The following is a 26,952-nucleotide window of genomic DNA, read 5'->3' on the forward strand; positions in this document are numbered from 1 at the left end:
GATGGCGACATATACCCTTGAATCTCTGCTCCGCCCCCCGGTAGAACTATTCACCACTGCCGTCTGCTATGTAGCGGCTGCACTCTGCATTGGCGCACCCTGGGCTTTTGCCCTGACACCGCTGTTCGGGATTGTCGCCGCCCTGGGCTTTATCTACCTGGGCACCATTCGGCTCCTGCAGGCGCGGAGGGTCCTACGCTACCAGGCGAATTTACGGCGGCTTCCCCACTACACCATGACCAGCGCTGAAATGCCGATCAGCAATGAGCGCCTGTTCATCGGTCGTGGATTCCGGTGGACACAGAAGCACACGCAACGCCTGGCCGACACCTACCTTCCCCAGTTCGCGGCCTACGTCGAGCCGACGAACCTCTATATACGTGCGCGCTGGCTGGAAGAACGTCTGGAGTTCGCCCCCTTTCCACTGAAGCTCATCACCAAGGTCACTGGCTGGGACTCCAACTGGAACCCCGCCAGGCCGCTGCCACCCGTGGGTGGCCTGCCCAGGCTGCATGGAATCGAGCCTGATGAGCAGAACGTTAGCCTGCCTCTCGGTGAGCGCGTGGGCCACACATTGGTGCTGGGAACCACACGGGTAGGCAAGACTCGCCTGGCTGAGGTCTTCATCACGCAGGACATTCGCCGAACGCATCGACGCGGGCCGCGAGTCCGTATGGGGCGCCGGAGCCAAACTTCCCATCGCTGGAGCCGGCGCCGGCGTGCAGACGCACAGGCCGACCACGAGGTTGTGATCGTCTTCGACCCGAAAGGTGATGCGGATCTGCTCAAGCGCATGTACATCGAATGCAAGCGCGCCGGACGCCTCGACGAGTTTTATGTGTTCCACCTGGGCTGGCCGGACATTTCCGCGCGCTACAACGCCATCGGCCGCTTTGGTCGGATCAGCGAGGTCGCCACCCGTATCGCTGGCCAGCTCTCCGGCGAGGGCAACTCTGCTGCGTTCCGGGAGTTCGCCTGGCGATTCGTCAACATCATCGCGCAGTCGTTGGTCGCCCTCGGCCGCCGTCCTGACTACGAACAGATCCGCCGGCACGTCATCAACATCGACGAGCTATTCATCGAATACGCCCAGAAGTACTTCGCAGAACATGATCCGAAGGCCTGGCAAGCCATCGTTGAAGTTGAAGGCAAGATCGATCGGAAGAACCTGTCATTCGCCATGAAGGACCGTCCGCTGCGCGTCGTGGCGATCGACATGTACTTGACCCAGAAACGCATCAACGACTCCGTCATGGATGGCCTGCGAAGTGCCGTGCGCTACGACAAGACCTACTTCGACAAGATCGTCGCATCCCTGCTGCCGCTCCTGGAGAAACTCACCACTGGTCGTATCGCTGAGCTACTCGCGCCCGACTACCTGGATCTCGCTGACCAGCGACCGATTTTCGACTGGATGCAAGTGATTCGGAAACGCGCGGTCGTATACATCGGCCTCGATGCGCTGTCCGACACTGAGGTCGCTGCGGCGGTGGGCAACTCGATGTTCAGCGACCTGGTCTCCGTCGCCGGCCACATTTACAAGCATGGCATCGATGATGGTCTGCCGGGCCATATGGCCGGTGGCAAGGTTCGCATCAACCTCCACGCTGACGAGTTCAACGAACTGATCGGGGACGAGTTCATCCCCATGGTGAACAAAGCCGGCGGCGCGGGCATGCAGGTCACCGCCTACACCCAGACCATGAGCGACATCGAGGCGAAGATTGGCTCGAAAGCCAAGGCCGGCCAGGTGATCGGTAACTTCAACAACCTGTTCATGTTGCGCGTCCGTGAAACCGCAACCGCCGAGCTGCTGACCAACCAGCTGCCCAAGGTGCAGATTTACAACAGCACCCCGGCGAGCAGTGCGAACGACTCGGTCAACGGGAAAACAGCATTCACCTCGAGCTCACATGACCAAGTGCAACTGGCGAGCGTGCCGATGATTGAGCCCGCCCACGTGGTCGGGCTTCCCAAGGGGCAGGCCTTCGCGCTCATTGAGGGTGGAAACCTCTGGAAGGTCCGCATGCCGCTTCCCGCGAACGACCCCGACGAGGTCATGCCCGGCAATCTGCAGGACCTGGCCGCAGGCATGCGACGTTCGGCGGCGTCCTCAAGCGACTGGTGGGAAGCCCCGGGCTATCAGGAACTGAAATCTGCGTTACCCGAAGACCTGGTTGAAGATTTCCGTCAGGTGGCCACCGATGACGCAGCTTGAGGTGTAGGCCATGGCAGACGACGTTTCAAAGAAGGCCGAACAGCAGCAGGAGCGACAGGAATCGCTGTTCAGCAAGATCTTCTGGTTCCCGTTCAACTTTCTCGGAGTGATGTTCGGCTCGCTGCTCGTCGCCATCTTGGTCGACTGGGTATGCCTGTACTTCTTCTGGCCAGAAGCTGGATGGCGACACGGTCAGCAAATGCTGGTCAGCGAGGTCAGCTGGTTATCCAAAGGCTTGGTCCACAGTGCCATCGTCCAAGAGCCGGGACGCACTGCGACATGGCTGGTCACCGAAGCTTATGACTGGCTGATCGTGAAGACCGGGATGCTCAGCTGGGTCCAGGGTATGGAGTCGATAGCCCACGCCGGGCCCCGCAACGAGATGGACATGCGCTACTGGGCCGCGCAAAGCGTCACAACGGTCCAGAACTATGTGCTTGCCGCTCTCTTCACCGTTCTGGTGTTTTGCGTCCGCTTGGTCGTGCTGCTGATGACCATACCGCTGTTCGCCATGGCGGCACTGACGGGTCTGGTCGACGGCCTGGTGCGCCGAGATCTGCGCAAATTCGGCGCTGGCCGCGAATCCAGTTACCTCTATCACAAGGCCCGCGCAACGATCATGCCGTTGGCTATTTTCCCCTGGACCTTCTACTTGGCACTCCCGATCAGCATCAGTCCCATGCTGGTACTGCTCCCCTGCGCCGCCCTGCTCGGTGTGTCCGTGAGCATCACGGCCGCGAGCTTCAAGAAGTATTTGTGAGGAAGAGCACGATGCAATGGACCCACGAACAGTCGCCGATCATCCAGTCGGAGGCTCCGAAACTCCTCATCCAGGCCGGCGCCGGCAGTGGAAAGACCACCACGCTGGTGGGATACGCTCAACATCACTCCCGACTGCGGATTCTCTATCTCTGCTACAACAAGTCGGTGGAGATCGCCGCACGGGGACGCTTCCCGCGCAACGTGGTGAACAAAACCGCACACGGCCTGGCCTACGCCGTCTATGGCACACAGTTCAGCCATAAGCAGACCAACAACTTGCGACTGACCGACATCGCCCGAGCGATCGATACGCAGGACTGGGAGTTGGTTAGAGACGTGCTGACCACCCTCAACAACTACATGGCCAGCGCCGACGATCTTATCGAACGCTGCCACTTTCCGCGGTTCCGTGACCGGCCGATGCTTACGTCCGCCCAGGAGCGCTACCTGAAGCAAGCGCTCGCAGCAGCGATGGGCATCTGGAAGCGAATGACTGACCTGCAGGACACAGCGGTGCAGATCACTCATGACGGTTACCTGAAGCTGTACCAGTTGAGCAAACCCGATCTGAGCCAGCGCTTCGACTGTGTTCTGCTCGATGAGGGGCAGGACGTAAACCCCGTGATCGCAGACATTGTGCGCATTCAGAACATTCGCAAGGTGGCAGTGGGTGATCGTCATCAGCAGATCTATCGCTTTCGAGGCGCGGAAGATGCTCTCAACGCCAGCTGGATGGCCGGGGCTGAGAAGCACTACCTGACCCAGAGCTTCAGGTTTGGGCCGGCAGTCGCCCATGTCGCCAACATCATCCTGTCCTACAAGGGAGAAACCAGGAAGCTGCAGGGACTGGGCGAGAAGACATTGGTGAAGAAAGCGCTGCCGGCTGGACTGCCGCACAGGACGTACATTCATCGAACCGTCATTGGGGTGATTGAAAACGCTCTGTGCCTGGTCACCGAGAAGCCCAAGATCTACTGGGTTGGCGGCATCGACAGCTACTCAGTGCGCGACCTCGAGGACCTGTTCTATTTCAGTCGACAGCAGCGCGACCTGGTCCAGAACAAAAAACTGCTCCGTGACTACCGGGACTATGCCCAGTACGTAGAAATCGCCGAGGTGAGCCAGGACAGCGAGATGATCCGCTCGATCAAGATCATCAACATGTATCCGGATCTGCCCCAGCGAATCTTGGCTCTACGCTCATGCACGGTGGATAAGGAGCTTGACGCAACTATTACGTTGACCTCTGCCCACAAGTCGAAAGGCCTGGAGTGGGATTTTGTCGGGCTCTTCGACGACTTCACGTCAGACCCGCTCTCACCGGATATCGATCCAGGCCGACGAGATGATGAGCTGAACCTTCTGTATGTGGCCGTCACCCGAGCGATGAAGATCTTGGCGATCAACAGTCTGGTGCTGTCCATTATGGAACGCTACGTCGACGCGCTCGCCCCCGGGGCACGTCAAGCGCGCGGCTGATTAAGTAAAGGAGGAACCATGAGCAAGAAATTCGAACACCGCGCTGAGTTTGTCGCTATCCCATTCAAGAACACGACTAGCGGCGCATGGATCTTCAAGAGCACTGAGCAGACGTTGGAACCCGATGTTGTGTCTCTCTTGTCCGAAGACGAGCCGCTGCAGACGAAGATGCTCGAGCTCGGCGCCGATGGCTGGGAACTCGTCAGCACGCAGCCAGTGTGCCGAGGGGAGATCAAGATGGGCAATCAAAATGCCCAGGCCTGGTCCTACGGATTTCCCATGCCGGTCGGATATCTGCTCTTTTTCAAGCGCGAGGCCGGGAACAGCGAGTTACCAGCCTGACCCATCCGTTGCCTAGCCTTCATGATCGTAACCAGGGAGAAGGGCCAACATGGCATTGGCTCTTCTGACCATCTCGATCAACTCGGACGAGCTAACTGCCCGACTGTGCTGCAACATCTCAGCGGCCAGGACCGCTTTATCGTAGCAACCCTCATCTCGGAAATGCACACCGAGAAAGTCCGAGACCCAAGTATCAAACGCCGGCGAATAAGTTTTTTGCTGCGGCATACGACTCCCCACAGATCAGTATTCCAGTACACCAACTCCCTGGCTTGACTCCGGCTCATCGTAATCGATGCAGTGGGCTCAGGCCGAACTGGGCTGATCAACTGCCTTATCGAGACAGGTTAATTGTACGGTTTCAAACCCTGATTGGCCTCGAGAAAAAATTCTACGGCCCCCAGATAAGTATTTCTTGAGGCGCCCCCCCACCTGGTCTCGGCATTCTGACATCCACAGTCAGTCGTCCCAGAGCCCAGCCGTGAACAAGCCATCCCTCCTCCTTGTATCTCCTCGCCGAATCCTGCTTGGCGCGCTGATCAGCGTCAGCGGCGGCTTTTCACTAATACCAAGCGCTCAGGCGGCCGGTGCATCAGAACAGGCCAACATCGAGGTGATGATCCGCCAGCTGAACGCGCTGGAGGACTCAGCGCGCCGCAGCGCCACGATCGCCAGCGAACCTGGCCAGCGCTACTACTTCGACTATGAACGTCTGGCCGGCGATATCCAGCGCGTTCGCCAGGGCCTGCAAGAGTACCTGACCCCAAGTCGCGCACAGCCGCGGGATCCGGCAGAGCTGGCGGGAAAATACACCCTCACCGGCGGGCGGATGCCATGAGCATGAGCGGCACTCAAGTCGCAGCTTTCAACGCTGCCAGCGGCATCACACCGCAGGCCAGCACCGTGCTGTTCGTAGGCACCGTCATCGCACTGTCGACCCTTTGGGGTGCCTGGGCGCTGTACAGCATCTACCGGGGCTGGGCGACCCAGAACATCGACAGAAACATTGCAGCCGCGTCGACCGTCAAGGTCATCGTCCTCCTGCTGATCCTATCCACACTCGTTCTCAGCTAGCCAAGGAGCTAACCGATGTCTATCCGCACCATCACCAAGTCACTCACCGGCGCCGCCGCAATGATCATGGGTCTGCACCCAGTCATTGCCGCTGCCGCCTTACCAGGAGCACAAGCCCCCACACGCGGCGAGGGAACGAGCTGGCTGCAAACCATCCAGAACTACGGTTACGACGGTTTCATGCTTATCGGGCTGTTTCTGCTCGGAGGCATGATGGTGGGGGTCGCCTCCCATGCCTACGGCGTTTACCACGATATCCATGAGGGCAAGAAAAAGTGGCGAGACCTGGGGCTCACCGCCGTTGTCGGGATCTGTCTGATCGGCGTTGGCATCTTCATGGTCACCAAAGCTACCGGCGTCCTCTAACTGGTGATGCGACATGGCTGAGACCACTTACCTGAAGGATGGAACGCTCGACTTCCTCCCCCACAACCTGAATAGGCAGCCCATCGTCATGGGCGGCCTCACTGCTGATGAAATGTGGGGAACGGTCGGTGTTTGTGGGGGGGTCGGAGTGATTCTGGGCATCCCTGTGTCGTTCTTGTTCGGCAACCCAGCTCTTTTCATCGCTTGCGCTCTTGTAGGTGGAGCTCTGGGCTTGACCGTGGCAAGCCGAATCCTCCGGAAGATGAAGCGCGGCCGGCCGGACACATGGTTTTACCGCCAGCTCCAGTTCTATAAGGCTCAACACCTCCCCTTCCTCGGTGGCCCCCAGTTGGTCACCCGGAAGGGTGCGTGGACATGCCGTCGTACAGGAAAGTAGGGATCTTCATGAGTTTTCGAAAACGAGTGGATGCTCAGCAGGCACACATCCTTAGCTTGCGAATCGCGGTCATTGTGCTGGGCGCAGTCAGTCTTTTTGCGTTCTACGGCTGGCACAAAGCCCCCGAAGACCTGACCGTGCATGTGCCGCCGGACCTCCGCTCCGGCAGCACTCGCAAATGGTGGGAAGTGCCGCCTGAGAACGTGTACGCCTTCGGGTTCTATATCTTCCAGCAGATGCAGCGCTGGGAGAAGAATGGGGACGACGACTACCAGGACAACATCGAACGCCTGGCCTCCTACGTTACCCCTGGTTGCAAGGAATACTTGAAGAAAGACTACGAGATGCGCCGTAACGCCGGTGAGCTGCGTCGCCGTGAGCGGAACGTCTCAGAAATCCCGGGTCACGGGCTGACCGACCCTGGCGTGCTGCGCGTAGAAGAAATCGGGATCAACGATTGGACAGTCAACCTGGATCTGCTCGCTGACGAGTCGGTGAACGGGGAGCGGGTCAAGCGCGCCATGACCCGCTACCCATTGTCCATTGTCCGTGCCGACGTCAACCCAGAGAAAAATCCATTCGGGTTGATGTGGAACTGCTACGCATCCAACCCACAACGCATCGAGGTCGATCTGCAAGCCACCGGGGTGAAGCCATGAATCTGCGCGCCTGGCTTCTTGCTCTGGGCCTCTTCGCAGTTGCCGATGTGAAAGCGGTAGAGCTACTGCAGTGGGACCGTATCCCCATGGCAATCCCGCTGATTGTAGGGCAAGAGCGCATTGTGTTCGTCGACCAAAACGTGCGCGTTGGGATGCCTCCCCAGCTTGTCGGCATGCTGCGCATCCAGAGCACCGGTGGCGCGGTCTACCTCTTGGCCAGCCAAGAAATTCCACCGACTCGGCTCCAGCTGCAGAACGTGGCCACCGGCGAGATCATGCTGGTGGATATTGCCGCAACACCGGCGGCAGAGGGCCAAGCCAAGCTCGAGCCCGCCAAGATCGTCGCCGGTGCGGCCCCTTCCACCTACTACGGCGATACCACCTCAGCACGAACTTCGACAAAGCGATCCGCGACGTCGGAGGAAGAAGAGGATGTTCCACCGCCCCCCCGCCATGAGACTCCAGCGCCGGTGGCCCTGACCCGCTATGCGGCACAAATGCTGTACGCCCCACTTCGCACCGTTGAGCCTGTCGCCGGCATCAGCCAGGTGCGTGTTGACCGGGCCCTGGATCTGAGCACTTTGTTGCCGGTATTGCCCGTGGAGGCATCAATCCTGGGGGCTTGGCGCCTCGACAACAGTTACGTCACTGCGGTCAAGCTGAGGAACCTGAGCGCCCAGCAGCTGACGATGAATGCCACAGAGCTGATGGGTAACTTCACCACAGCGACATTCCAGCACCCGTACCTTGGGGCTCGCGGAAACGCCAGCGATACCACCACGCTTTACCTGGTCACCCAGAGCAAAGGGCTGAAAGAGGCTCTGCTGCCGTCCTCGGTCAGCCAAATTGATCCGAAAGCAGGAGGGCGCCGTGGGCAGTCTGAAAAGTAATCCACTCCTCAAGTACCTGCTCATTCCGGTGCTGATCGTCGTGCTCATCATCCTGTTCAAGGGCGGGAGTAAAAAAGAAGAGGTGAAGGCTCCTGAAGATGAGCCGATCATCATCGGCGGCGACACCGCGCGCAAGCTAGGGGTGGACGGGGATACCCCGGCCGACACTCTCCGCACAGTGGTCGCTGAAAGTCGGGAGGTGAAAGACCAGATCGCGAAGGTGCTGACCGACAACAAAGAACTCAAGGACCAGAACGCAGAGCTCCAGCTCCGGCTTTCGCGCATAGATCAGAATGTCGACAGCAAGCTGAATGATGCGAAGGGCGAGCTGCAGGAGCAGGTTAAAAACCAGAGCCTGGGCCTACTGGACCAGTTCCAGCGTCAGTTGGATAACCTGTCGCAGAACCCCAATGCCGCTGGGCAAGACCTGCCTATCGGGCTTGGCGTGCAACCTGGTGACGGCGCAGGCTTCGACAAGGGTACGAAGTCCAATGGCCTCGTGTGGGTCGAGCCGACCGACGCCACTGCAGTGGACGCCAGCGGTAAGCCACTTCAGCCCGGCTCCCCCCAGGCAGCCAGCGGCTTCAATTTTCCCACCAGCTTTGGCAGCACCCTGGACAAAGGCCAGACCGTTCTCAACGCAACGGCGCAGAACGTCGGTGCTGAGATGTCTCCCCAGGATGCCCGCAAGCAAGTGCGCAAAGCCTATACCCTGCCTCAGAACTCGACCCTGATGGGGTCGGTAGCCATGTCGGCGCTCATTGGCCGCGTCCCGATCGATGGAACAGTCAATGACCCCTTCCCATTTAAGGTTTTGATCGGTCCGGACAACCTAACCGCCAACGGCATTGATCTCCCTGACGTCGTCGGCGCCGTCGCCAGTGGGACCGCATCGGGCGACTGGACATTGTCCTGCGTGCGCGGACAAGTACGGAGCCTGACCTTCGTGTTCGCCGACGGCACGGTTCGATCGTTCCCTGCCCCGGCCGAGGAAGCAAATGGCAGCCAGAACAACAATCAGAACAGCAGCAACGGGAATGGGCAGCCTGCGATCCAGGGCGGGCTCGGCTGGATTAGCGATTCCTACGGCATCCCCTGCATCTCGGGCGACCGCCGATCAAACGCTAAGGAGTATTTGACCAACCAATCCCTGGTGACGGCCGCGGGCGCCGGCATCGCCAAACTGTTGAAGGCCGATGAGCAAAATAGCTCAACATCCTTCAGCAGCGGAGGAACGTCATTCGGGACCACGGGCTCCTCGGGGAACTCAGCCATGGGCGCGATTCTCACCGGCGGCGTCAGCGACATCCGCTCCTGGATGAACAAGCTCTACGGCGAAGCCTTCGCCGCCGTGTACGTCCAGCCCGGGGCGAAGGTCGCCGTCCACTTGGACCAGCAGCTCGCCATCGACTACGAGATCAAAGGCCGCAAGGTCGATTACAACTCCGGAGCCAACCATGTATCTGCAAACTTGGACTAAGCCCCACCTGCAGGCCGGGGCCTGGCTCGTGCTCACCCTCCTTCTAGGCGGATGCACGACTGACAAAGACGAGCTGCTCCCCCACGGGGAAGCCAACATGATGGACGTGTGGCAACACGGAACGTCTGGAGGAAGCTCTGGCAGCTCCAACAGCAGAATGCTGCTGGATGCTCGCCAGGAACTTCGCCGGCCGCTTGATGAGGCGCAGGTGGTTCGCCAACAGACAGGTGCTGACGCCTTCACTCGCACGCCCCAGAACGAGATTTACAGCCAGTTCAAGCGCCTGCCGAATCCTGACCTGGTGATGTACGTGTTCCCGCACCTGGCTGGTACGGATCCGGTTCCAGTCCCGGGTTACACCACGGTGTTCCCGATGTATCAACGCGTGCAGTACGCCATGCCAGGCGAGCGTACGGAGGAGTACTGATGCAGTTCATCAGCAAATTGCTGGGCAAAGGCTCTGCAATGCCCATCGAGCCCGTGCTCGGCCAGACAGCGACCGAACACGAGCCAATCGACGACCGTCCCACAACGGTTAGTACAGCCATCAACGAGGAGCACCGCCTAGCTGCGAATGACCGGTACATCGCCCGCCTGGAGTCGATGGGCATCCCTTCCCCTATCGACTGGCAAAACCCTAAACGTCGGCCGGCTACGAAAGCTGACGTGTCGCGCATGTACGAGGTCAACCCGTCGTTCGTGGACATGCTGCCATGGGCCGAATATCTGCCCGAGGAAGAAGCCATGCTCCTCGAGGATGGCATTTCCAGGGCGGCGTTTTTCGAGTTGGTCCCGATTGGGACCGAGGGGCGCTCCGACGACTGGCTTCAACAAGCTCGCGATGCGTTGCAAGGCGTCCTACAAGACAGTTTTGACGAGCTGGAGAGCTCGCACTGGGTCGTTCAGCTTTACGCCCAGGACGAGACGGACTGGGGTGACTACCTGCAGAAACTCCAGGCCTACGTTCAGCCCCGGGCTGACAACACAGACTTCACCAGGTTATATCTCGCGCTGTTCCGCCACCACCTTGAATCCATCTCCAAGCCCGGTGGGCTGTTCGTCGACACGGCCGTCAGCAACCTTCCGTGGCGTGGGCAGACCCGGAAAGTCCGCCTGGTGGTGTACCGCCGGGTAAAGAAACAGGACCTCGTGGTTCGCGGTCAGGAGCCTGCCGCATACCTCAAAGCAATCTGCGATCGCCTCAAGGGATCCCTGGCCAACGCCGGCGTTACAACCAAACGCATGGATGGCCACGCTATCAAGCGCTGGCTCGTGGGTTGGTTCAATCCACACCCAGATCATCTGGGCACGACCGATAGCGATATCCGTCGATTCTACGACACGGTCTGCCAACCACCACGCGAGCTCGACGAGGGTGAACTGCCGGTGGCCAGCGGTACCGACTTTTCGGAGAATTTGTTCTTCCGAGAACCGCGCTCGGATGTCGACAGCGGCCTTTGGTCGTTCGACGGCATGCCGCACCGAGTTGTGATCCTCGATCGCCTGAAAAATGCCCCCCTTACCGGGCACCTGACCGGTGAGACCAAGCAGTCAGACTCATTGAACTCGCTGTTCGACCGCCTGCCTGAGGATACCGTGCTGTGTATCACCATGGTGCCGACCCCGCAGGATCTGCTGGAAGGGCATCTTGAACAACTCTCCAGGAAGGCCATCGGCGACACCCAGGCATCCAGCCACACCCGGGATGACGTTCAAACGGCACGGTCCATCCTCGGGCGTAAGCACAAGCTCTACAGGGGCAGTGTTGCTTTCTTCCTGCGTGGGCAGGATAAGGACGTGCTCGGGGAGCGCACGACCAGCTTGTGCAACATCCTGCTCGGCGCCGGCATGCAGCCAGTCCAGCCACAGGACGAGGTAGCGCCCCTGAACAGCTACCTACGGTGGTTACCCTGCAATTTCGACCCGAATGAAAACCGCGCTCTGGACTGGTACACCCAGCTGATGTTCACCCAGCACATCGCGAACCTGGCGCCGGTATGGGGGCGTTCCACTGGCACAGGCAACCCAGGTTTCACGCTCTCCAACAGGGGGGGAGCGGCGCTGACCTTCGACCCGTTGAACAAGCTCGATCGCCAGATGAACGCGCACCTGTTCTTGTTTGGTCCCACCGGCGCGGGTAAGTCCGCAACAGCCAACTACCTGATCATGCAAGCCATCGCACTGTACCGCCCAAGGTTCTTCATCATCGAGGCCGGCAACAGCTTCGGCCTGCTGGGGGATTTCGCCAAGCGGCTCGGTTTGACCGTCAACCGAGTGCGGCTCGCCCCAGGCAGCGGCGTGAGCCTTGCCCCGTTCGTAGACGCGGTGCAACTCGTCAAAAACAAGGACCAGGTCAAGGTCCTGAATGCGGCGGACGTGGATGCTTCCGATCAACACCTCGCCGACGCCCTGGCGGGGCTCGAGGACGACCAGCGGGATATCTTGGGCGAACTTGAGATCACTGCCCGACTGATGATCACAGGCGGCGAGTCCAAGGAAGATGCTCGGCTCACTCGGGCTGACCGCAGTGCTATCCGCCAGTGCATCCTCAACGCGGCCGAGCTGTGTGTCAGCAAGAACCGGCCAGTGCTCACTGAAGATATCAGCGCAGCACTCCAAGCGATGGCCAGCAACGACAAGCTCCCTGAAAGCCGGCGCAACCGACTCATGGAGATGGCCGAAGCCATGGGGATGTTCACCATGGGTACGGAAGCCGAGATGTTCAACCGTCCTGGTACCGCCTGGCCGGAAGCTGACATCACGATCGTAGACTTGGCTACTTACGCGCGTGAGGGCTATCAGGCCCAGATGGCCATCGCCTATATCTCACTGCTGAACACCATCAACAACATCGCAGAGCGTGACCAGTTCAAAGGTCGACCACTGATTGCCTTCACCGACGAAGGCCACATTCCATTGAAGGTCCCACTGCTCTCCCCGTACTCGGTCAAGATCACCAAGATGTGGCGAAAACTGGGTGCCTGGTACTGGATGGCGACCCAAAACGTCGACGACATCCCCCCAGAAGCATCGGCGCTGCTGAACATGATCGAGTGGTGGATCTGCCTGAACATGCCACCAGACGAGGTGGAGAAGATCGCGCGCTTCCGTGAACTCACGCCGGCACAGAAGACGATGATGCTCTCGGCAAGGAAGGAGAACGGCAAATTCACCGAGGGCATCGTCCTGGCCAAGCGGATCGAGATGCTGTTCCGGGTAGTGCCGCCCAGCTTATGCCTCGCCTTGGCCATGACCGAGCCAGAAGAAAAGCGGCAACGTTATGAAACCATGCAAGCGCTCGGCTGCGATGAATTACATGCCGCGCTGCAGGTGGCAGCAGACCTGGACCGCAAGCGCGGTATCACCCCTTTCCCCATCACCTTTCCCGAACAAAAGAAGGCCGTGGAGCGCGTGGCATGAGAGTCATGAATACCCTGACCCAGAACATCATTGATAACCTGACCCAGCTGCTCAAAGACCCCGGGCACGACACACTCCAGTCGCTGTCGGTTTGCGCACCAGTGCTCATTGACGAGCTGCAACAGATCAAAAATAACGCCCTCGATCGTCGCGACATCATTCCCCTGGTTCAGTCCGTGTTGGATGAGTGGCTGAAGCAGCATCCTCAACCGGAGGGGGCAATCCAGGATCTCCAAGTTGCGTTGCAGAATCTCGGCCGGCCTGGAGCCAATCCTGGTGAGTTAGGGGGGAAGCATGCCTAAGCTTAGGCTCAACCTCATCTTGTTTATTGTCATGGTGATCGCAGGCGTAGGTGTCTGCTGGCAGCTCGCGACGAGTTCGAATACCAGAAGCCCCGATGAGACCTGGTACTTCGGCCCCACGAATGCCAGGTGGGTAATCACTGAGTATGCAGACCTCGAATGCCCTTATTGCAGGGCATACACCCCGCAACTGAAGCACTGGGTGAGCGGGCAAGAGAACGTGAAGCTCGCGTGGCACCATTTCCCCCTCGATATCCATGGAGTTGCCGCACAATCGGAGGCGCGACTCGTTCAATGCGCAGGGTACTTAGGGGGGGCAGCGGTATTCTGGCAGGCGATCGAACTGGTTCTGCTGCGCACACGGGGTGATGGACAAGGACTCGCAGGGGAACTGGAGGTGCCCGGTGTGTCCACCGAGGCTCTTTCCAGTTGCGCTAGAGCAAACATGGACATCCGTGGGGTTGTAGACAAACAACTGGCTGTGGCCAAGAGCCGCGGCATTGCCGCTACCCCTACGATCGAGGTCACCGACAGTTTGACGGGGCACAGCATGCGCCTGGAGGGCCCCGTGGACAGCGCCGCGCTGTTGTCGGTCATCGATGCCCTCGCCGCCCAGGCCCCACTGCGCAAGGACTAGGCCAGGTAATGACCAAACTCACGGTATTGCGCAACGACAACAATGAAGAAGAAAGCAACCTGCCAAGCAGGTTCTTTCCCAGCGCAGGCTCTGGCCATGGATGGTTTCAGCTTGAGCCGGCTGGGGAAGAGTCACCCTCACACTCTGAGCTAAGCTGGGCTCTCCAGGAGTGGAATGACGACTGCGTCCTCATGGAGTACGACGCTGCCACAGGCAAAGGACGCTTCGTGATCGTCGACTGGTATGCGCCGGCGCCGGGGACCGTGCTCGAGCTGAACCTGCAGCGCGAAATGACTTTTGAGGAGCAGGATCCAGACGACGCGGAATGATTCTACTAGTTCACATTTTAGAGATCGCCCAACATCCGGAGGGAACGGATATCCCTTCACCCAGTCACACGCAGGGATGATGTCGAGGTGAGGTGGATGATGAAACTACAAGGATTCGCAAGCCGACACAGCTACTTGAGCGTCCAACTTGAAAAGCTCTACCAGCAGCTGTCCGGCCCTCCCGATATCGTGGGCTTTTCGGCGTCAGTCACGCAACTCAACGACGACATTTGCGAATTGCAGCGGGATGTCATGGAATCAGTAATACTCCGTTCCAGATCACCGGCTCCGGGGACCAGGTCTTCACCGACCGATTGACCCCAACTCACTCAGGCTCTCGGCGATCAAGAGGATCTCGAGGAGGTGTGACGGTCAGGGTGAAACTCCCGGTGAGGCTTTGTCGCAGCTCCTGAGGCATCCAGTAGGCAAACTGCACTAGCCACGCGCCATCCTTCAGCCGATGGGTTTCCTGGCGAAACTGGGGTTTGGGGAGCAATGGAACCAAAAACCAACGTAAGCCCTACCACCTGCGCTCGGTGCCTTCTTCCCAGGCATCCGCCTCGATGAAGCAGTTGCGCATGTCGGCTTCCTGGCTGATCTCGGTCAGCAGGTCGTGCACGGTCTTGTCCAGCTCGTCGTCGCTTCGATACGAAATGGCCAACTCGTAGTGGCCCGACTCCAGCCGTTTCATGCCGTAGGGTTCCAGGCAGTAGCGCTCGATGTTCTCCTTGGCCCGTTTCCGGCCGCGCACGAACTTGCTGTTATTCACCACCGCCAGGCGCAGGGTGACGGTGGCCACCCGCTCGACAGCGGGCGGCTCTGCCGGCGATGACGACGAGGCCGTGATCTGCTGATCGCGTGACCGGGCGCTCTTCTGGTATGCGCCGATCTCGACACCCCGGTGGCGCAGGTAGCTGTACAGTGTGCTCTTGGAGATGTGTAGCTTCTCGCCGATGGCGCTGACGCTCAGGCGACCCTCGCGGTACAGCGTTTGCGCCGCCATGGCGGTGGCCTCGGCCTTGGCGGGCAGACCCTTGGGACGGCCACCGATCCGGCCCCGCGACCGTGCGGCCGACAGGCCCGCCTGAGTCCGCTCGCGGATCAGCTCGCGCTCGAACTCGGCCAGCGAGGCGAACAGGTTGAACACCAGGCGGCCTTGGGCATGGGTGGTGTCGATGGGGTCATTCAGGCTCTGCAAGCCGACCTTACGCTCTGCCAGCTCGCCGACCAGCTCGACCAGGTGCTTGAGCGAGCGCCCGACGCGATCCAGTTTCCAGATCACCACGGCATCACCCGGACGCACGTTGGCCAGCAGTTTGTCCAGTTCCGGACGGGCGCTTTTCGCGCCGCTGGCGATGTCTTGGTAGATGCGTTCGCACCCGGCCTGTTTCAGGGCATCGACTTGTAGGTCGGCTTTCTGATCCCGAGTGCTCACTCGCGCATAACCGATCTTCATCAAAAGTACCGTTTACTCGACTACGTTAGTAATAGTTGAACTTTGATAAAGCGTACCAGTTATTTGAACCGTAGCGTGGGGAGCTTAACGAACCGAGCCATTCCTCGATAGAGTTCGGCAAAACCTTGGTTTTCCCGAACTAACCAGACGCCACAAGGGTTTGCGGGCAGGCGCTGGGCTTAAGTGCACTTTCTGTTCCGTTGCTCCCCAAACCCCGATATCACCCAGGTCGACAAACTGCTGCACGGTAACGAGAACGTCGTCTGCGCCGATGCCGGCTACACCGGCGTCGAAAAGCGCCCCGAACATGCGGGCCGCGAAGTGATCTGGCAGGTCGCAGCACGCCGCAGCACCTACAAGAAGCTCGATAAACGCAGCGCCCTGTACAAAGCCAAGCGCAAGATCGAGAAGGCCAAGGCACAAGTGCGAGCGAAGGTCGAGCACCCGTTTCGAGTGATCAAGCGCCAGTTCGGTTACGTGAAGGTGCGCTTCCGTGGCCTGGCCAAGAACACCGCTCAGCTGGTGACGCTGTTCGCGCTGTCGAACCTATGGATGGCGCGCCGACATTTGCTGACTACCGCAGGAAAGGTGCACCTGTAATGCGGAAAATGGCTGCTGCGAGGTGCTCGCGGCGGCCAAAAACGGAGAACTGAGCGGGTTACCTGGTCGATTTTGATCGACGGCCCGCTTTCAAAAGCAGCAAGGGCTGAAGTCGACCGGAAATACAGGGTTACTTCAGACCTTCCCTTATTGAGATAGGACGGCCGTTTATTATTCAGCTGTGGTCACTGGCCGTTTCCTATCATTGCTGCCGAAAACTAACCGGAGCATGAGTAACTCATTACGATTCTGAAAGGTTGCCCGGCCTATGCCGGGCAACGCAACAACTCAGCTTTCGTCCAACCCCCATATCCAGTGGGCATCGATCAACAGCGACAGATGGGTGCGCAGCGTATCCGCGTGGGCCTGCAGGGCGCTGGTAGACGATGCGACGGCTTGCCGGCGAGCCAGCAACAACGACTGCAGATCCACCTCGCCCAGTTCGTAGGCACGCTGCATCTGTGCTTCGTTCTGGGTCATGGCAGCGGCGCCATCCTTCGCGATCAGGTAGCTCTCGTAAGCACCTGAAGCCAGTTCGACGTCACGGGCAATCCCGGCTTCCAGCTCGCGTTTGGCCAGGTCGACATCCTCGCGAGCCGCATTCTCCTGGGCCAGCGCCTGGCTGTAGCGAGCACTGCGCGACCCGCTGGGGATCGGCATGCTGAAGCTGACACCGTAGATGCGCTCACGGTTGCCCTGCTCGGAGGCGGTGAATACCCCCAACGTAGGATCCGGCACCCTGTCAGCCTTCGCCCGGGCCGATTGCCCCTGATTTCTCAGCAGAGAGGCTTCGACCCGACGCAGCACATCGCTTTCGGCCAGGATCCGCTCGCGCCAGGTGTCGTACTGACCGAGTTCGGCCGAAGGAATGGGCAGATCAACCACTTTGCGCTCGATGCCAGGGAAGCGCCGCGACAGTGTTGCCCAGCTCGCAGCGGCTTTTATCTTGGCTTCGTTGCCTTGTCGCAGTTGCTCGGCCACTTCCGCCTTGACCAGGCTTACATCCAGCTTAGAGGCGTCACCCGCACGGTTGCGTTTTTCCGCCGCCGCCAGGCTTTCCTTGGCTGAGGCCAGGCCTTTATTGGCGATGGTGAGCGCGTGCTCCGACACCAGCCAATCCAGCCACAGGGTCATCAGTTCCCGCGCGGCTTCATGACGGACTTCGCCATAGGTGGCATCTGCCAATCGCAGCGTTGCCGAACTGATGTCCTGGTCGGCACTGGCCTTGCCAGGCAGGCGCACCGTGCGCTCGATACCCACGTTCCATTCGTTGTAGTTGGGGCCAGCGTCGGTACGCCGTTGCTGGCCGATTGCCGTGGCCGTCCATTCATAAGGCGAACGCCGGATGATGCCAGCCTCCAGCATGGCGGCATCCATGCTGGAGCGTGCCGAGGCCACGCGGGGATCGGCGTTGAGCAGCGACACCACCAGCGGCTTGGGCAGAATGTTTGCCGGAGCGGCAGGTTGCGCCACGGCCGTGCCACACACACTGATCAGCAGAGCCAGGGGAACAAGGCGCTTCATCACACGAACTCCCCAAAGTTACTGACCTGGACCGTCCAATAGCGCAGCCCGGTATTTGGAAACTCCTCCTTGAGGGATTGCAGCACCTCCGTGAGTTGCTGCCGTTCCACCACGAGTTGGATCTGCACAGCCTTGGCCCGCCCCATGACACGCTCCATCGGATTGAGTGCCGCGGTGGACAGCCCGTGCGCCGCAACCGGTGTGCTGGTGAAGATCTGGTTCCCCGTCACGACCAGGAGGTGGTCGATGAGCTTCTCCTCCAAGCTTGGGGTGCAGAGCAGCGTCAACCAGGTATCAGGCATCTTTGGCCTCCTTTTTCGCGTGGGCGAATCGCAGATAGAGAATCGGGAGCAACATGAGGGTGAGCGCGGTGACGGTGATCAAACCGCCGATCACCACGATGGCCAACGGCCGCTGGATCTCGGAGCCGGGCCCGGTAGCGAACAACAGTGGGACCAGACCGAAGGCGGTGATCGAGGCGGTCATCAGTACCGGGCGTAACCGGCGACGGGCACCCTGGAGCACCACTTCCCGCAGTGGCAGGCCTTCGCCATGCAACTGGTTGAAGTAACTGACCAGCACGATGCCGTTGAGCACCGCGATACCCAACAAAGCGATGAACCCCACCGACGCTGGCACCGAGAGGTACTCGCCAGTGACCCACAGCGCGACGATGCCGCCCACCAGGGCGAAGGGGATGTTGCTGAGGATAAGCAACGCCTGGCGCACGGAGCCGAAGGTCGAGAACAGCAGGACGAAGATCAGACCAAGCGCCACGGGAACGACGATGGACAGCCGGGCAGCCGCACGCTGCTGGTTCTCGAACTGGCCGCCCCAGCTGATGCGATAGCCGTTGGGCAGTTCCACCTGCTGAGCCACCAGCGCCTTGGCCTCCTCGACGAAGCCGACCAGGTCACGACCGCTGACGTTGGCGATCACCACGCTGTAGCGGCTGCCCATTTCCCGGTCGATCTTCACCGGGCCATCGGCACGCTCCAGTCTCGCCACGCTGCTCAGCGGAATGGTCTGGCCATCCGGCGTGGTGATCCGCACCGCGTTGAAGTCCGCCGGCGACGTGCGCACCGACTCGTCCGAGCGAATGAGGATCGGCGTGCGCTGGTTGCCTTCGATCACCAGGCCGGCCTGCTGGCCTTCGATCTGCACGCGCAGTGCATCCTGGATGGCCTCGACGCTCAGGCCGAAACGGCCAGCCTGCAGCCGGTCGATCTCCACGCGCAGATACTGCACACCGTCGTTCTGCACGGTGTAGACGTCCTGGTTGCCCTGCACAGTCTTGAGCAGCGACTCGATCTTGCCGCCCAGTTGGCTCAGGGTGCCCAGGTCAGGGCCATAGATCTTCACGGCGAGGTCGCCGCGCACACCGATGATCATCTCGGAGACGCGCATCTCGATGGGCTGGGTAAAGCTGTAGCCGATACCCGGCATTGGATCGAGCACCTTGCGGACCTCGTCCATCAGCTCTTCCTTGGTGTCCATCCGCCATTCGCTCATGGGCTTGAGCAGCAGGTAGGTATCGGTCTGGTTCAGGCCCATGGGATCAAGACCGATCTCGTCGGAACCGGCCCGCGCCACGATGCCCCGGATCTCCGGGACCGCTGCCATCAGCGCGGTCTGGATCTTCTTGTCCAGCTCGGCCGTCTGTTCGAGGCTGACCGATGGCAGTTTCTCGATACCCACGATCAGGTCGCCTTCATCCATGGTCGGCATGAAGGTCTTGCCCACCTGGGTGTAGACCAGGCCAGCGACGACCAACATGGCGCCAGCGATGATCGCGATCAGTTTCTGCCGGCCAAGCCCCCACTCCAGCACCGGGCCATAGATGCCCAGCAGCTTGCGGGCAAGCCAGGGGTCTTCGTGCTTGACCTCGCGCAGCAGGTAGGAGGACAGCACGGGGATCACGGTCAGCGACAGCAGCAACGATCCCGCCAGAGCGAAGACGATGGTCAGCGCCACCGGGACGAAGAACTTGCCTTCGAGGTCCTGCAGGGTGAGCAGCGGCAGGAACACCGTGATGATGATCAGGATGCCGGACGTCACCGGTACCGCGACCTCGCGCACCGCCCGGTAGATGATGTGCAGACGCGGCAGCTTGCCACCGGAAGGATCGGTGGCCAGACGCTGGACGATGTTCTCGACCACCACCACCGCGGCATCCACCAACATGCCGATGGCAATGGCCAGCCCTCCCAGACTCATCAGGTTGGCGGACATGCCGACGAAGCGCATCAGGATGAAGGTGATCAACGCCGCCAGCGGAAGTACCAGGGCAACCGTCAGCGCTGCGCGAACGTTGCCGAGGAACAGGGCCAGCAACACGATGACCAACACGGTGGCCTCGATCAGCGCCTTGGACACAGCCCCTACCGCTTTATCGACCAGCGACGAGCGATCGTAGAAGCTGGTGATGGTGATGCCTTTCGGTAGTGTGGCCTCCAGTTCCTTGAGCTTCAGTTGCACACCGGCGACCACTTGGCGGGCGTTGGCGCCAGCCAGGCCGAGCACCAGGCCTTGCACAGCCTCGCCCTTGCCATCCTGGGTCACCACGCCGTAGCGGGTCAGGGTGCCAAGGCGAACCTCGGCCAGGTCGCCAACCCGCACCGGGCTGGAGCTGTTGGAATTGACCACAACGGCCCGCAGGTCATCCAGGGTGCGGATGCTGCCCTCGCTGCGTACCAGCAGGACTTCGTCACCTTCACCCAGTCGGCCGGCACCGTCGTTACGGTTGTTGGTGTTGACCGCGTTGGTCAGCTGCTCAAGGCTCACGCCGCTGGCAGCCATGCGGATGGGATCTGGCAGTACCTCGAAGGTCCTGACCTGGCCACCGAGGGAGTTCACATCCGCCACGCCAGGTACGGTACGCAGCGCCGGCCGGATCACCCAGTCGAGCAGGCTGCGACGTTCGACCAGAGACAAGGTTGTACCGTCCACCGTGAACATAAACATCTCGCCCAGCGGTGTGGTGATCGGCGCCATGCCGCCACTGATGCCGTCCGGCAGGCTGTCGCTCAGGTTGCCGAGACGCTCGGAAACCTGTTGCCGCGCCCAGTAGATGTCAGTGCCATCCTGAAAATCGATGGTGACATCGACCAGGCCGTACTTGGTGACCGAGCGCAGGATCTTGGTCTTGGGAATACCGAGCATTTCCACTTCGATCGGCACGGCAATCCGGCTTTCAACTTCTTCCGGGGTCATCCCCGGTGCCTTCATGATCACCTTGACCTGGGTGCTGGCCACATCAGGGAAGGCATCGATGGGCAGCCCACGGTAGGCATACCAGCCCGCGCCGGTCAGCAACAGCGTCGCCAGCACCATGAACAGGCGCTGGGACAAAGAGAATTGGATAAGACGGCTCAGCATCACTCACCGTCCTCTTCAAGCCAGGCGCCTTTCAGCGCAATCACGCCGGCGACGGCAACCTGGTCCTGTTCGCTGATGTTGCCCTGGACACGGACCAGTTGCCCCGCGCTGACTTCGACCTTGACCGGGCGGGCTTCAAAACCGTCGGGCGTGCGGACGAACACCACGGAGTCGGTCTTGTTGCGAGCGACGGCAGACAGAGGGATGTCCCAGGATTTGCCAGCGGCCTGAACCGGGATCTCCACGGTGACGAGCTCGCCGGGACGCAGGGCGCCGTTGGCATTTTCGATTTCGGCGCGCAGCACCACGAACTGGCTGGTAGCCGAGAGGGTCGGGCTCAGGTTGATGACACGCCCATTAATGCCCTTGTCGACCACCGTTACGCCCGCGCCCGGCTGAATGCCAATACTGGCCGCGGCCGGAATCTGCACGTCCAGCCACAGCGCATCGACCTGGGTGATGTTCAGCAGCGACGTGGCACCGTCGACCCGCTGGCCGGGCCGGACCGAGATGTTGCTGACAATGCCGTCCTGAACGGCGCTGAGGGTGATCCTGTCGGAAGGAATCCCGGAGCGGATGACCTGCTCGATCATGGCCGGGGTCATTCCCGCCAGGGCCAGTTCGGCCTTGGTCTGCACCAGAGTCGCTTCCGCTTCCTTCAGCGTTGCCTGGGCTTCCTGCGCCCGACGCTGCGGAATGATGCCCTCATCGAACAGCTTCTGTTCCCGGGTGTAGGCCTGCCGGGCCAGCGTGGCGCGGGCAGATGCCTGCAACAGCTGGAGCTGGAGCTGGCTCATCGCCGGACTGGACAGGCGCACGACCGGCTCGCCTTTGCGAACGGCCTGGTACTCGCCCACCAGCAGTTGCACCACCACACCTTCAAGTGGGGAACTGACGATCTGCTCCGCTTTCGGAGGCACGACAACCTGGCCGGGATATCGCGTGCTGACCGTCTGTTTCATGCTTTGCACAGCAGACGTCTTGATACCCAGCGCTTGAATCTGTTCATTGGCGACAGAGAACTTCTCAGCACTCATGGCAGGCCCTGAAATAATAAAAGCGATGGCGAAAGAGAGCCCCTTTACACTGCGCAGATAATGTTCGTTATTCATCGAAAGTTCCCCGTGAAGCGCCATGACATGGGCATGCTTTAGACCTGTCTTTGAGGATTTTTAAATCGCAAGGCGAGCGCGGTCGCAGGACACACATGAGTAACCCACTCGTCTGCTGCACCCTTTGCATGGAAGGAGATTGTCGTAGACTCCTCTACAGGTTCGATTCTAGAGGGGGGTGACTATCAGGAACGTTACCGCTGAATTACAAATTTGAAGGATTCCACCTCCCTCCTGATTTTCGTTTTAAGATTGATTCATCCCCCGGTGTCAGGATAGTTGTCGCCTCGCCAGATTTACCTGAAACCAGACCCCGGGGGCGGAAAGAGAGCCGTTGTGCCGTACTATTCCTCTGAGCGCAAAGCCGAACTGCTCAAGATGCTGGGTCCTCCACTCAACCTGACGATGGCCGAAGTCGCTAGGCGCGAGGGCGTTACTGAAATGTCGCTGTATACCTGGCGCAAACGAGCCAGTGCCGAAGAATGTGTGGTGGTGACCGATCCCAAACACCCGACCGAGAGTTGGTCGGCAGAAATGAAATTCGCAGCTGTAGCCGAATGCGCCAGCTTGTCCGAGATTGAGGTGGGTGAATACTGCCGTCGCAAAGGCTTGTATCCCGAGCAGCTTGCTGCCTGGCGGCAAGCGTTCCTGAGTGGGATGGCCCCTCCAAAAGCGCAGCCTAAGGTTGATCGGGAGCAGGCCCGTCAGGATCAGAAACGCATTAAACAGCTTGAGCGCGAACTGCGCCGCAAGGATAAGGCGTTGGCTGAAACAGCCGCGTTATTGGTGCTGCGAAAAAAGCTCAACGACTACTGGGGAGTAGACGACGAGGACAATTGACTGCTCTGCCGGAACGGCAACTGCTGGTGGCTTGGCTGACTGAGGCGATTAATTCCGGAGCTCGGAAATTGACGGCATGTCAGGAAGTTGGCTTGACGCTCAGAACGTTGCAGCGCTGGACTCAATCGGAAGAAGTGGCGGCGGATGCACGTACAACTACAGTTCGCGCAACCCCACCGAACGCGCTGAGCGAGCACGAGCGACAAGCGATTCTCAACCTGTGCAACAGCGCTGAATATGCTCACTTGCCACCTAGCCAGATCGTGCCGAGGCTGGCCGATAAGCAGCTCTATATAGGCTCGGAGTCGACCTTTTACCGGGTGCTTCGGGCTGCTGGACAGCAAGAACGCCGAGGGCGTGCTCAACGCCCTGGGCGTCATGCCGGGCCGACAACGCATGCAGCCTGCGCACCTAACCGGGTGTGGTCGTGGGACATCACATACTTGCCGTCTTCGGTGCGTGGAAAATACTACTACCTGTACCTGATCGAAGACATCTACAGCCGCAAGACTGTGGGCTGGGAGGTACACGAGAACGAAGACGGCGCCAAAGCTGCAGTGTTGCTGCAGAGGAGTGTAATCAGCGAACAGTGCTTGAGAGAGCCGTTGGTGTTGCACTCGGACAACGGCACGCCGATGAAATCAGCCACTTTGCTGAGCAAGATGTACGAGCTGGGCATAACACCGTCCCGCGGCAGGCCGCGTGTCAGTAATGACAATCCATACTCGGAGGCGCTTTTCAGAACACTGAAGTACTGCCCGCAATGGCCGACCAAGGGTTTCGAGACCTTGGATGCTGCACGATGTTGGGTGCGTGATTTTATCCGTTGGTACAACCACGAACACCGACACAGCCGAATCCGCTTCGTCACGCCAGCAGAGCGTCATCGAGGTCAGGACAGGCAAATCCTTGCCCTGCGCCACGAACTCTATGAGCGCGCTCGAAGCAAGAATCCGGAGCGATGGTCAGGACGCACTCGCAACTGGGAGCCGATTGGTACCGTGCTACTGAACCCTGATCGAGAACAACAGCACGTGAAGCAAGCCGCATAGTTGGATGGTTGACGCGACAACTACCTTGAAAAACGCCGTCATCGATGATCACCATGCTGGTTCGGTGCATGAGGCAATGACACTTCAAGAAATAAATGAATATTTTTTTATTTGACACCCGAATACTTTTTTAATTTGAGATAAACAAATAATGCGTGTTCTAGTAGTGGAAGACGAAGCCAAAACTGCCGAATACCTTCAGCAAGGGCTTACCGAAAGTGGCTATATCGTTGACCGGGCAAGTAATGGTGTCGATGCGCTGCACCTGTTCCAGCACAACACCTACGGCCTGGTCATCCTGGATGTGAACCTGCCCAAGGTGGACGGCTGGGACGTGCTCGACACGATCCGCAAGACCAGTCGGGTTCGCATCATCATGCTGACCGGTCGTGGCCGCCTGCACGACAAGCTGAAGGGCCTGGACGGCGGCGCCGACGACTATCTAGTGAAGCCGTTCGAGTTTCCGGAACTGCTTGCCCGCATCCGCTCGCTGCAGCGGCGTGGCGACAAGGTGGTGGACCACCCGACCTTGCGGGTCGCAGACCTTGAGCTGGATCCGGGTCGCCACCGCGCGTTCCGGGGTGACCTGCGCGTCGAGCTGACTACCAAGGAATTCGCCCTGTTGCGCCTGCTCATGAGCCACCCAGGGGAAGCCCTGACCCGCTCGCAGATCATTTCCCTGGTCTGGGACATGAACTTCGACTGCGATACCAACGTGATCGACGTGGCGATCCGGCGCCTGCGCGCCAAGATCGACGATCCGTTCGAGAACAAACTTATCCACACCCTGCGCGGTGTGGGCTATGTGATCGAGGAGCGTTCATGAAGCGCTTCAGCCTGGCCGCCAGGTTGGGACTCAAAGTCGGCTTGATGAGCGTGATACTGCTGGTGCTGCTCTCTATCGTGGGCTACCTGATGCTCGGCCAGGCGCTGGAGCGCACGGCGCAAAGCAGCCTGATCACCAAGATGGGTGGCATGGCCCATAACCTATCGACCGTCGCGGATCTGTCCGAGGTCACCGCAGACTCCCACCAGTTGGTCGACCTTGCGATGGGCCACAACAACCTGTTCGTCAGCATTTTCGATACGGCAAACAGCCGAATCCCCCTGCTGACCATCGGCTCGAAAAAGATAACCACCGAACTCACCAGCTTTCCTGCCAACGATCAAGTGGAGTTCTACGAGTGGAACAACGAACTGGGCATGCCCATGCTCAGCGTTTCCCAGCTCATGCGTCTGGCTGACGGTACCCAGGTCGGTGTGTACATGACCGTGGATGAATCCTCCGATGCCGAATTGCTCCGGGCGATGCTGAGCTGGGCCCTGATGGCGTCACCCTTCATCCTGGCGCTGATCATGGTCGTGGCCTGGTGGACGGTACGCCGGGGCTTGCTGCCGCTTACGCGCTTTCTGAAAGTCGCGTCGAAGATCTCCACCGACAACATGCAGCATCGGCTGCCTACCGACCGCTTGCCGATCGAACTGCTGGAGCTCGCGGACGGCATCAACTTTATGCTGCACCGCCTGGACGGTGGCGTGCAGCAGCTATCGCAGTTCTCGGACGACCTGTCCCACGAGTTGCGTGCTCCGCTCACTAACCTGATGGGCAAAGCACAGGTGGCCCTGTCACGACCACGCAGCTCGGAGGAGTACCGTGAGGTGCTGGAATCCTGCGCCGAGGAGCTGGATCGCATGAAAAGCATGGTGGCCGACATGCTTTTCCTGGCACATGTCAGCCAGCCTGCAGCCTTGGTGCAATTCGAGACGGTGGCACTGGTCGACGAGGTGCAGAGGGTCAGTGACTTGTTCAGCCTGAGTGCCGAAGAGAGCGGCGTTCGGCTCGATGTGTCAGGCAGTGTCGATGTGATCCAAGGCAATCGCCTGATGATTCAACGGGCAGTGTCCAATTTGCTCTCCAACGCCATTCGCTACTGCCCACAAGGGCAGGCTGTAGTGGTGAAGGTTCACCGTGAGCAGGAGCACATCAGGCTCAGCGTAGGCAATCCAGGCCAAGGTATTCCGGAAGAGCACCTGCCTCATCTGTTCGAACGCTTCTATCGGGTCGACAAAGGGCGTGCGCGCAGCGAGGGAGGCACAGGCCTCGGGCTTGCCATCGTGCGATCGATCATGAGCCTGCACCAAGGCGTGGCGAAGGTAGAAATAACGGGCTCGGGCTTTACCTGGTTCCACCTGAGTTTTCCGGTGAACCGTCTCTGAGCCCAAGGCGTCTTTCAACATTGTAATTCGCGCCTCACGTTGTCGTCAGAGACGCTTCTTTAAGCTTCAGGGGTATCGAAAATCTCACGATCCATTGAGATCCAAACCCCTGGAGTTTCTGAAAATGCGACTGACCCAAGCGCTTCTCATCGGTGTACTGGCTGTTGGTGTGACGACACCGGTATTTGCCGAAGATGGCTACGACCGCTCGATCGAATTCAACAAGAAATTCCGCGAGGACCAGAAACGCCTCTGGGGTGAAAAAGACACCGCAGACAAAGCCAAACCGGCAGAGACCAAAGAAAAGGAAAACGCTAAAAGCCCATCCTAGGCTCATGGATGTGCTGTTTCTCTACTTCCTCCTTCCCCCTCGATCTTGAGGCAGGCGCTTGACCGCCTGCCCCGGATCACCCTCAAG

At 59.8% G+C, this 26,952-nt stretch carries 25 protein-coding genes and 1 pseudogene; 21 read left to right on the top strand and 5 right to left on the bottom strand.

What is annotated here, in order from left to right:
- Position 1 precedes the first annotated feature (1 nt).
- The 16 genes from traD to APH36_RS21265 all read left to right on the top strand — a co-directional run bounded on the left by traD (position 2) and on the right by APH36_RS21265 (position 14,355).
- Positions 2-2,218, top strand: coding sequence for a type IV conjugative transfer system coupling protein TraD (gene traD, locus APH36_RS21185; RefSeq protein ID WP_023660741.1), 2,217 nt, complete (start codon positions 2-4; stop codon positions 2,216-2,218).
- Between the two features lie 10 nt (positions 2,219-2,228).
- Positions 2,229-2,978, top strand: a complete 750-nt coding sequence (locus APH36_RS21190; protein ID WP_023660742.1) for a TIGR03747 family integrating conjugative element membrane protein — start codon at positions 2,229-2,231, stop codon at positions 2,976-2,978.
- 11 nt (positions 2,979-2,989) lie between these two features.
- On the top strand, positions 2,990-4,459 hold the full coding sequence (locus APH36_RS21195; protein ID WP_023660743.1) for a UvrD-helicase domain-containing protein: 1,470 nt from the start codon (positions 2,990-2,992) through the stop codon (positions 4,457-4,459).
- A gap of 18 nt (positions 4,460-4,477) precedes the next feature.
- A complete protein-coding gene (locus tag APH36_RS21200; RefSeq protein ID WP_023660744.1) occupies positions 4,478-4,801 on the top strand; it encodes a hypothetical protein in 324 nt (107 codons plus the stop codon).
- A gap of 520 nt (positions 4,802-5,321) precedes the next feature.
- Complete coding sequence (locus APH36_RS21210; RefSeq protein ID WP_028690570.1) at positions 5,322-5,639, top strand: RAQPRD family integrative conjugative element protein; 318 nt, start codon at positions 5,322-5,324, stop codon at positions 5,637-5,639.
- A 2-nt stretch (positions 5,640-5,641) separates the two neighbouring features.
- Entirely contained in the window at positions 5,642-5,875 is a 234-nt protein-coding gene (locus APH36_RS21215; protein WP_023660746.1) for a TIGR03758 family integrating conjugative element protein, read from the top strand.
- A gap of 60 nt (positions 5,876-5,935) precedes the next feature.
- Positions 5,936-6,241, top strand: coding sequence for a TIGR03745 family integrating conjugative element membrane protein (locus APH36_RS21220; RefSeq protein ID WP_225624753.1), 306 nt, complete (start codon positions 5,936-5,938; stop codon positions 6,239-6,241).
- A gap of 13 nt (positions 6,242-6,254) precedes the next feature.
- Positions 6,255-6,638, top strand: a complete 384-nt coding sequence (locus APH36_RS21225) for a TIGR03750 family conjugal transfer protein (RefSeq protein ID WP_023660748.1) — start codon at positions 6,255-6,257, stop codon at positions 6,636-6,638.
- 8 nt (positions 6,639-6,646) lie between these two features.
- Positions 6,647-7,297, top strand: coding sequence for a PFL_4703 family integrating conjugative element protein (locus APH36_RS21230; RefSeq protein WP_023660749.1), 651 nt, complete (start codon positions 6,647-6,649; stop codon positions 7,295-7,297).
- A complete protein-coding gene (locus APH36_RS21235; RefSeq protein ID WP_023660750.1) occupies positions 7,294-8,187 on the top strand; it encodes a TIGR03749 family integrating conjugative element protein in 894 nt (297 codons plus the stop codon). The genes APH36_RS21230 and APH36_RS21235 overlap by 4 nt, the downstream gene beginning before the upstream one ends.
- Positions 8,168-9,667 (top strand): TIGR03752 family integrating conjugative element protein, encoded by a 1,500-nt coding sequence (locus tag APH36_RS21240; RefSeq protein WP_023660751.1) that lies wholly within the window; start codon positions 8,168-8,170, stop codon positions 9,665-9,667. The genes APH36_RS21235 and APH36_RS21240 overlap by 20 nt, the downstream gene beginning before the upstream one ends.
- Positions 9,645-10,094, top strand: coding sequence for a TIGR03751 family conjugal transfer lipoprotein (locus APH36_RS21245; RefSeq protein WP_023660752.1), 450 nt, complete (start codon positions 9,645-9,647; stop codon positions 10,092-10,094). The genes APH36_RS21240 and APH36_RS21245 overlap by 23 nt, the downstream gene beginning before the upstream one ends.
- Positions 10,094-13,087 carry a conjugative transfer ATPase gene (locus tag APH36_RS21250; RefSeq protein ID WP_225624740.1) on the top strand — a complete coding sequence of 998 codons (2,994 nt, stop codon included), beginning with the start codon at positions 10,094-10,096 and terminating at the stop codon, positions 13,085-13,087. The genes APH36_RS21245 and APH36_RS21250 overlap by 1 nt, the downstream gene beginning before the upstream one ends.
- Positions 13,084-13,389, top strand: a complete 306-nt coding sequence (locus APH36_RS21255) for a hypothetical protein (protein ID WP_023660753.1) — start codon at positions 13,084-13,086, stop codon at positions 13,387-13,389. Before APH36_RS21250 ends, APH36_RS21255 begins: the two co-directional genes overlap by 4 nt.
- Before the next feature lie 31 nt (positions 13,390-13,420).
- Complete coding sequence (locus APH36_RS21260; RefSeq protein ID WP_225624752.1) at positions 13,421-14,026, top strand: thioredoxin domain-containing protein; 606 nt, start codon at positions 13,421-13,423, stop codon at positions 14,024-14,026.
- Between the two features lie 8 nt (positions 14,027-14,034).
- The gene (locus APH36_RS21265; RefSeq protein ID WP_023660755.1) at positions 14,035-14,355 is read left to right on the top strand and encodes a hypothetical protein; all 321 of its coding nucleotides are present in this window, start codon (positions 14,035-14,037) and stop codon (positions 14,353-14,355) included.
- A 520-nt stretch (positions 14,356-14,875) separates the two neighbouring features.
- Here the strand turns inward: APH36_RS21265 and APH36_RS21270 are convergent.
- Entirely contained in the window at positions 14,876-15,811 is a 936-nt protein-coding gene (locus APH36_RS21270; RefSeq protein WP_060500125.1) for a recombinase family protein, read from the bottom strand.
- A 216-nt stretch (positions 15,812-16,027) separates the two neighbouring features.
- Between APH36_RS21270 and APH36_RS21275 the strand changes: the two are divergent.
- A pseudogene (locus tag APH36_RS21275) lies at positions 16,028-16,411 on the top strand (transposase); the annotation flags it as partial.
- A gap of 288 nt (positions 16,412-16,699) precedes the next feature.
- On the opposite strand, the gene APH36_RS21280 reads toward APH36_RS21275, so the two are convergent.
- Genes APH36_RS21280 through APH36_RS21295 form a run of 4 tightly spaced genes read right to left on the bottom strand, consistent with a single transcriptional unit; the run spans position 16,700 to position 22,425 of the window.
- Positions 16,700-17,935, bottom strand: coding sequence for a TolC family protein (locus APH36_RS21280; RefSeq protein ID WP_003089075.1), 1,236 nt, complete (start codon positions 17,933-17,935; stop codon positions 16,700-16,702).
- A complete protein-coding gene (locus tag APH36_RS21285; protein WP_003288512.1) occupies positions 17,935-18,237 on the bottom strand; it encodes a DUF3240 family protein in 303 nt (100 codons plus the stop codon). The genes APH36_RS21280 and APH36_RS21285 overlap by 1 nt, the downstream gene beginning before the upstream one ends.
- A complete protein-coding gene (locus tag APH36_RS21290; protein ID WP_003089077.1) occupies positions 18,230-21,313 on the bottom strand; it encodes an efflux RND transporter permease subunit in 3,084 nt (1,027 codons plus the stop codon). Before APH36_RS21290 ends, APH36_RS21285 begins: the two co-directional genes overlap by 8 nt.
- Positions 21,313-22,425 carry an efflux RND transporter periplasmic adaptor subunit gene (locus tag APH36_RS21295; protein ID WP_003089078.1) on the bottom strand — a complete coding sequence of 371 codons (1,113 nt, stop codon included), beginning with the start codon at positions 22,423-22,425 and terminating at the stop codon, positions 21,313-21,315. Before APH36_RS21295 ends, APH36_RS21290 begins: the two co-directional genes overlap by 1 nt.
- Positions 22,426-22,761: 336 nt before the next feature.
- Here APH36_RS21295 and APH36_RS31095 point away from each other — a divergent pair.
- The 4 genes from APH36_RS31095 to APH36_RS21320 all read left to right on the top strand — a co-directional run bounded on the left by APH36_RS31095 (position 22,762) and on the right by APH36_RS21320 (position 26,865).
- A protein-coding gene (locus APH36_RS31095; RefSeq protein ID WP_374754801.1) for an IS3 family transposase occupies positions 22,762-24,317 on the top strand; the annotation gives its coding sequence in 2 pieces (ribosomal slippage) (positions 22,762-23,218 and positions 23,218-24,317; 1,557 coding nt in all).
- A 151-nt stretch (positions 24,318-24,468) separates the two neighbouring features.
- Positions 24,469-25,143, top strand: coding sequence for a heavy metal response regulator transcription factor (locus APH36_RS21310; protein ID WP_003288515.1), 675 nt, complete (start codon positions 24,469-24,471; stop codon positions 25,141-25,143).
- The gene (locus tag APH36_RS21315) at positions 25,140-26,534 is read left to right on the top strand and encodes a heavy metal sensor histidine kinase (RefSeq protein ID WP_003089080.1); all 1,395 of its coding nucleotides are present in this window, start codon (positions 25,140-25,142) and stop codon (positions 26,532-26,534) included. Before APH36_RS21310 ends, APH36_RS21315 begins: the two co-directional genes overlap by 4 nt.
- Before the next feature lie 124 nt (positions 26,535-26,658).
- Positions 26,659-26,865 carry a hypothetical protein gene (locus tag APH36_RS21320; protein WP_003089081.1) on the top strand — a complete coding sequence of 69 codons (207 nt, stop codon included), beginning with the start codon at positions 26,659-26,661 and terminating at the stop codon, positions 26,863-26,865.
- Positions 26,866-26,952: the final 87 nt, after the last annotated feature.

The sequence above is a fragment of the Pseudomonas sp. NBRC 111133 genome, from assembly GCF_001320605.1.
Taxonomy (GTDB): domain Bacteria; phylum Pseudomonadota; class Gammaproteobacteria; order Pseudomonadales; family Pseudomonadaceae; genus Aquipseudomonas; species Aquipseudomonas monteilii.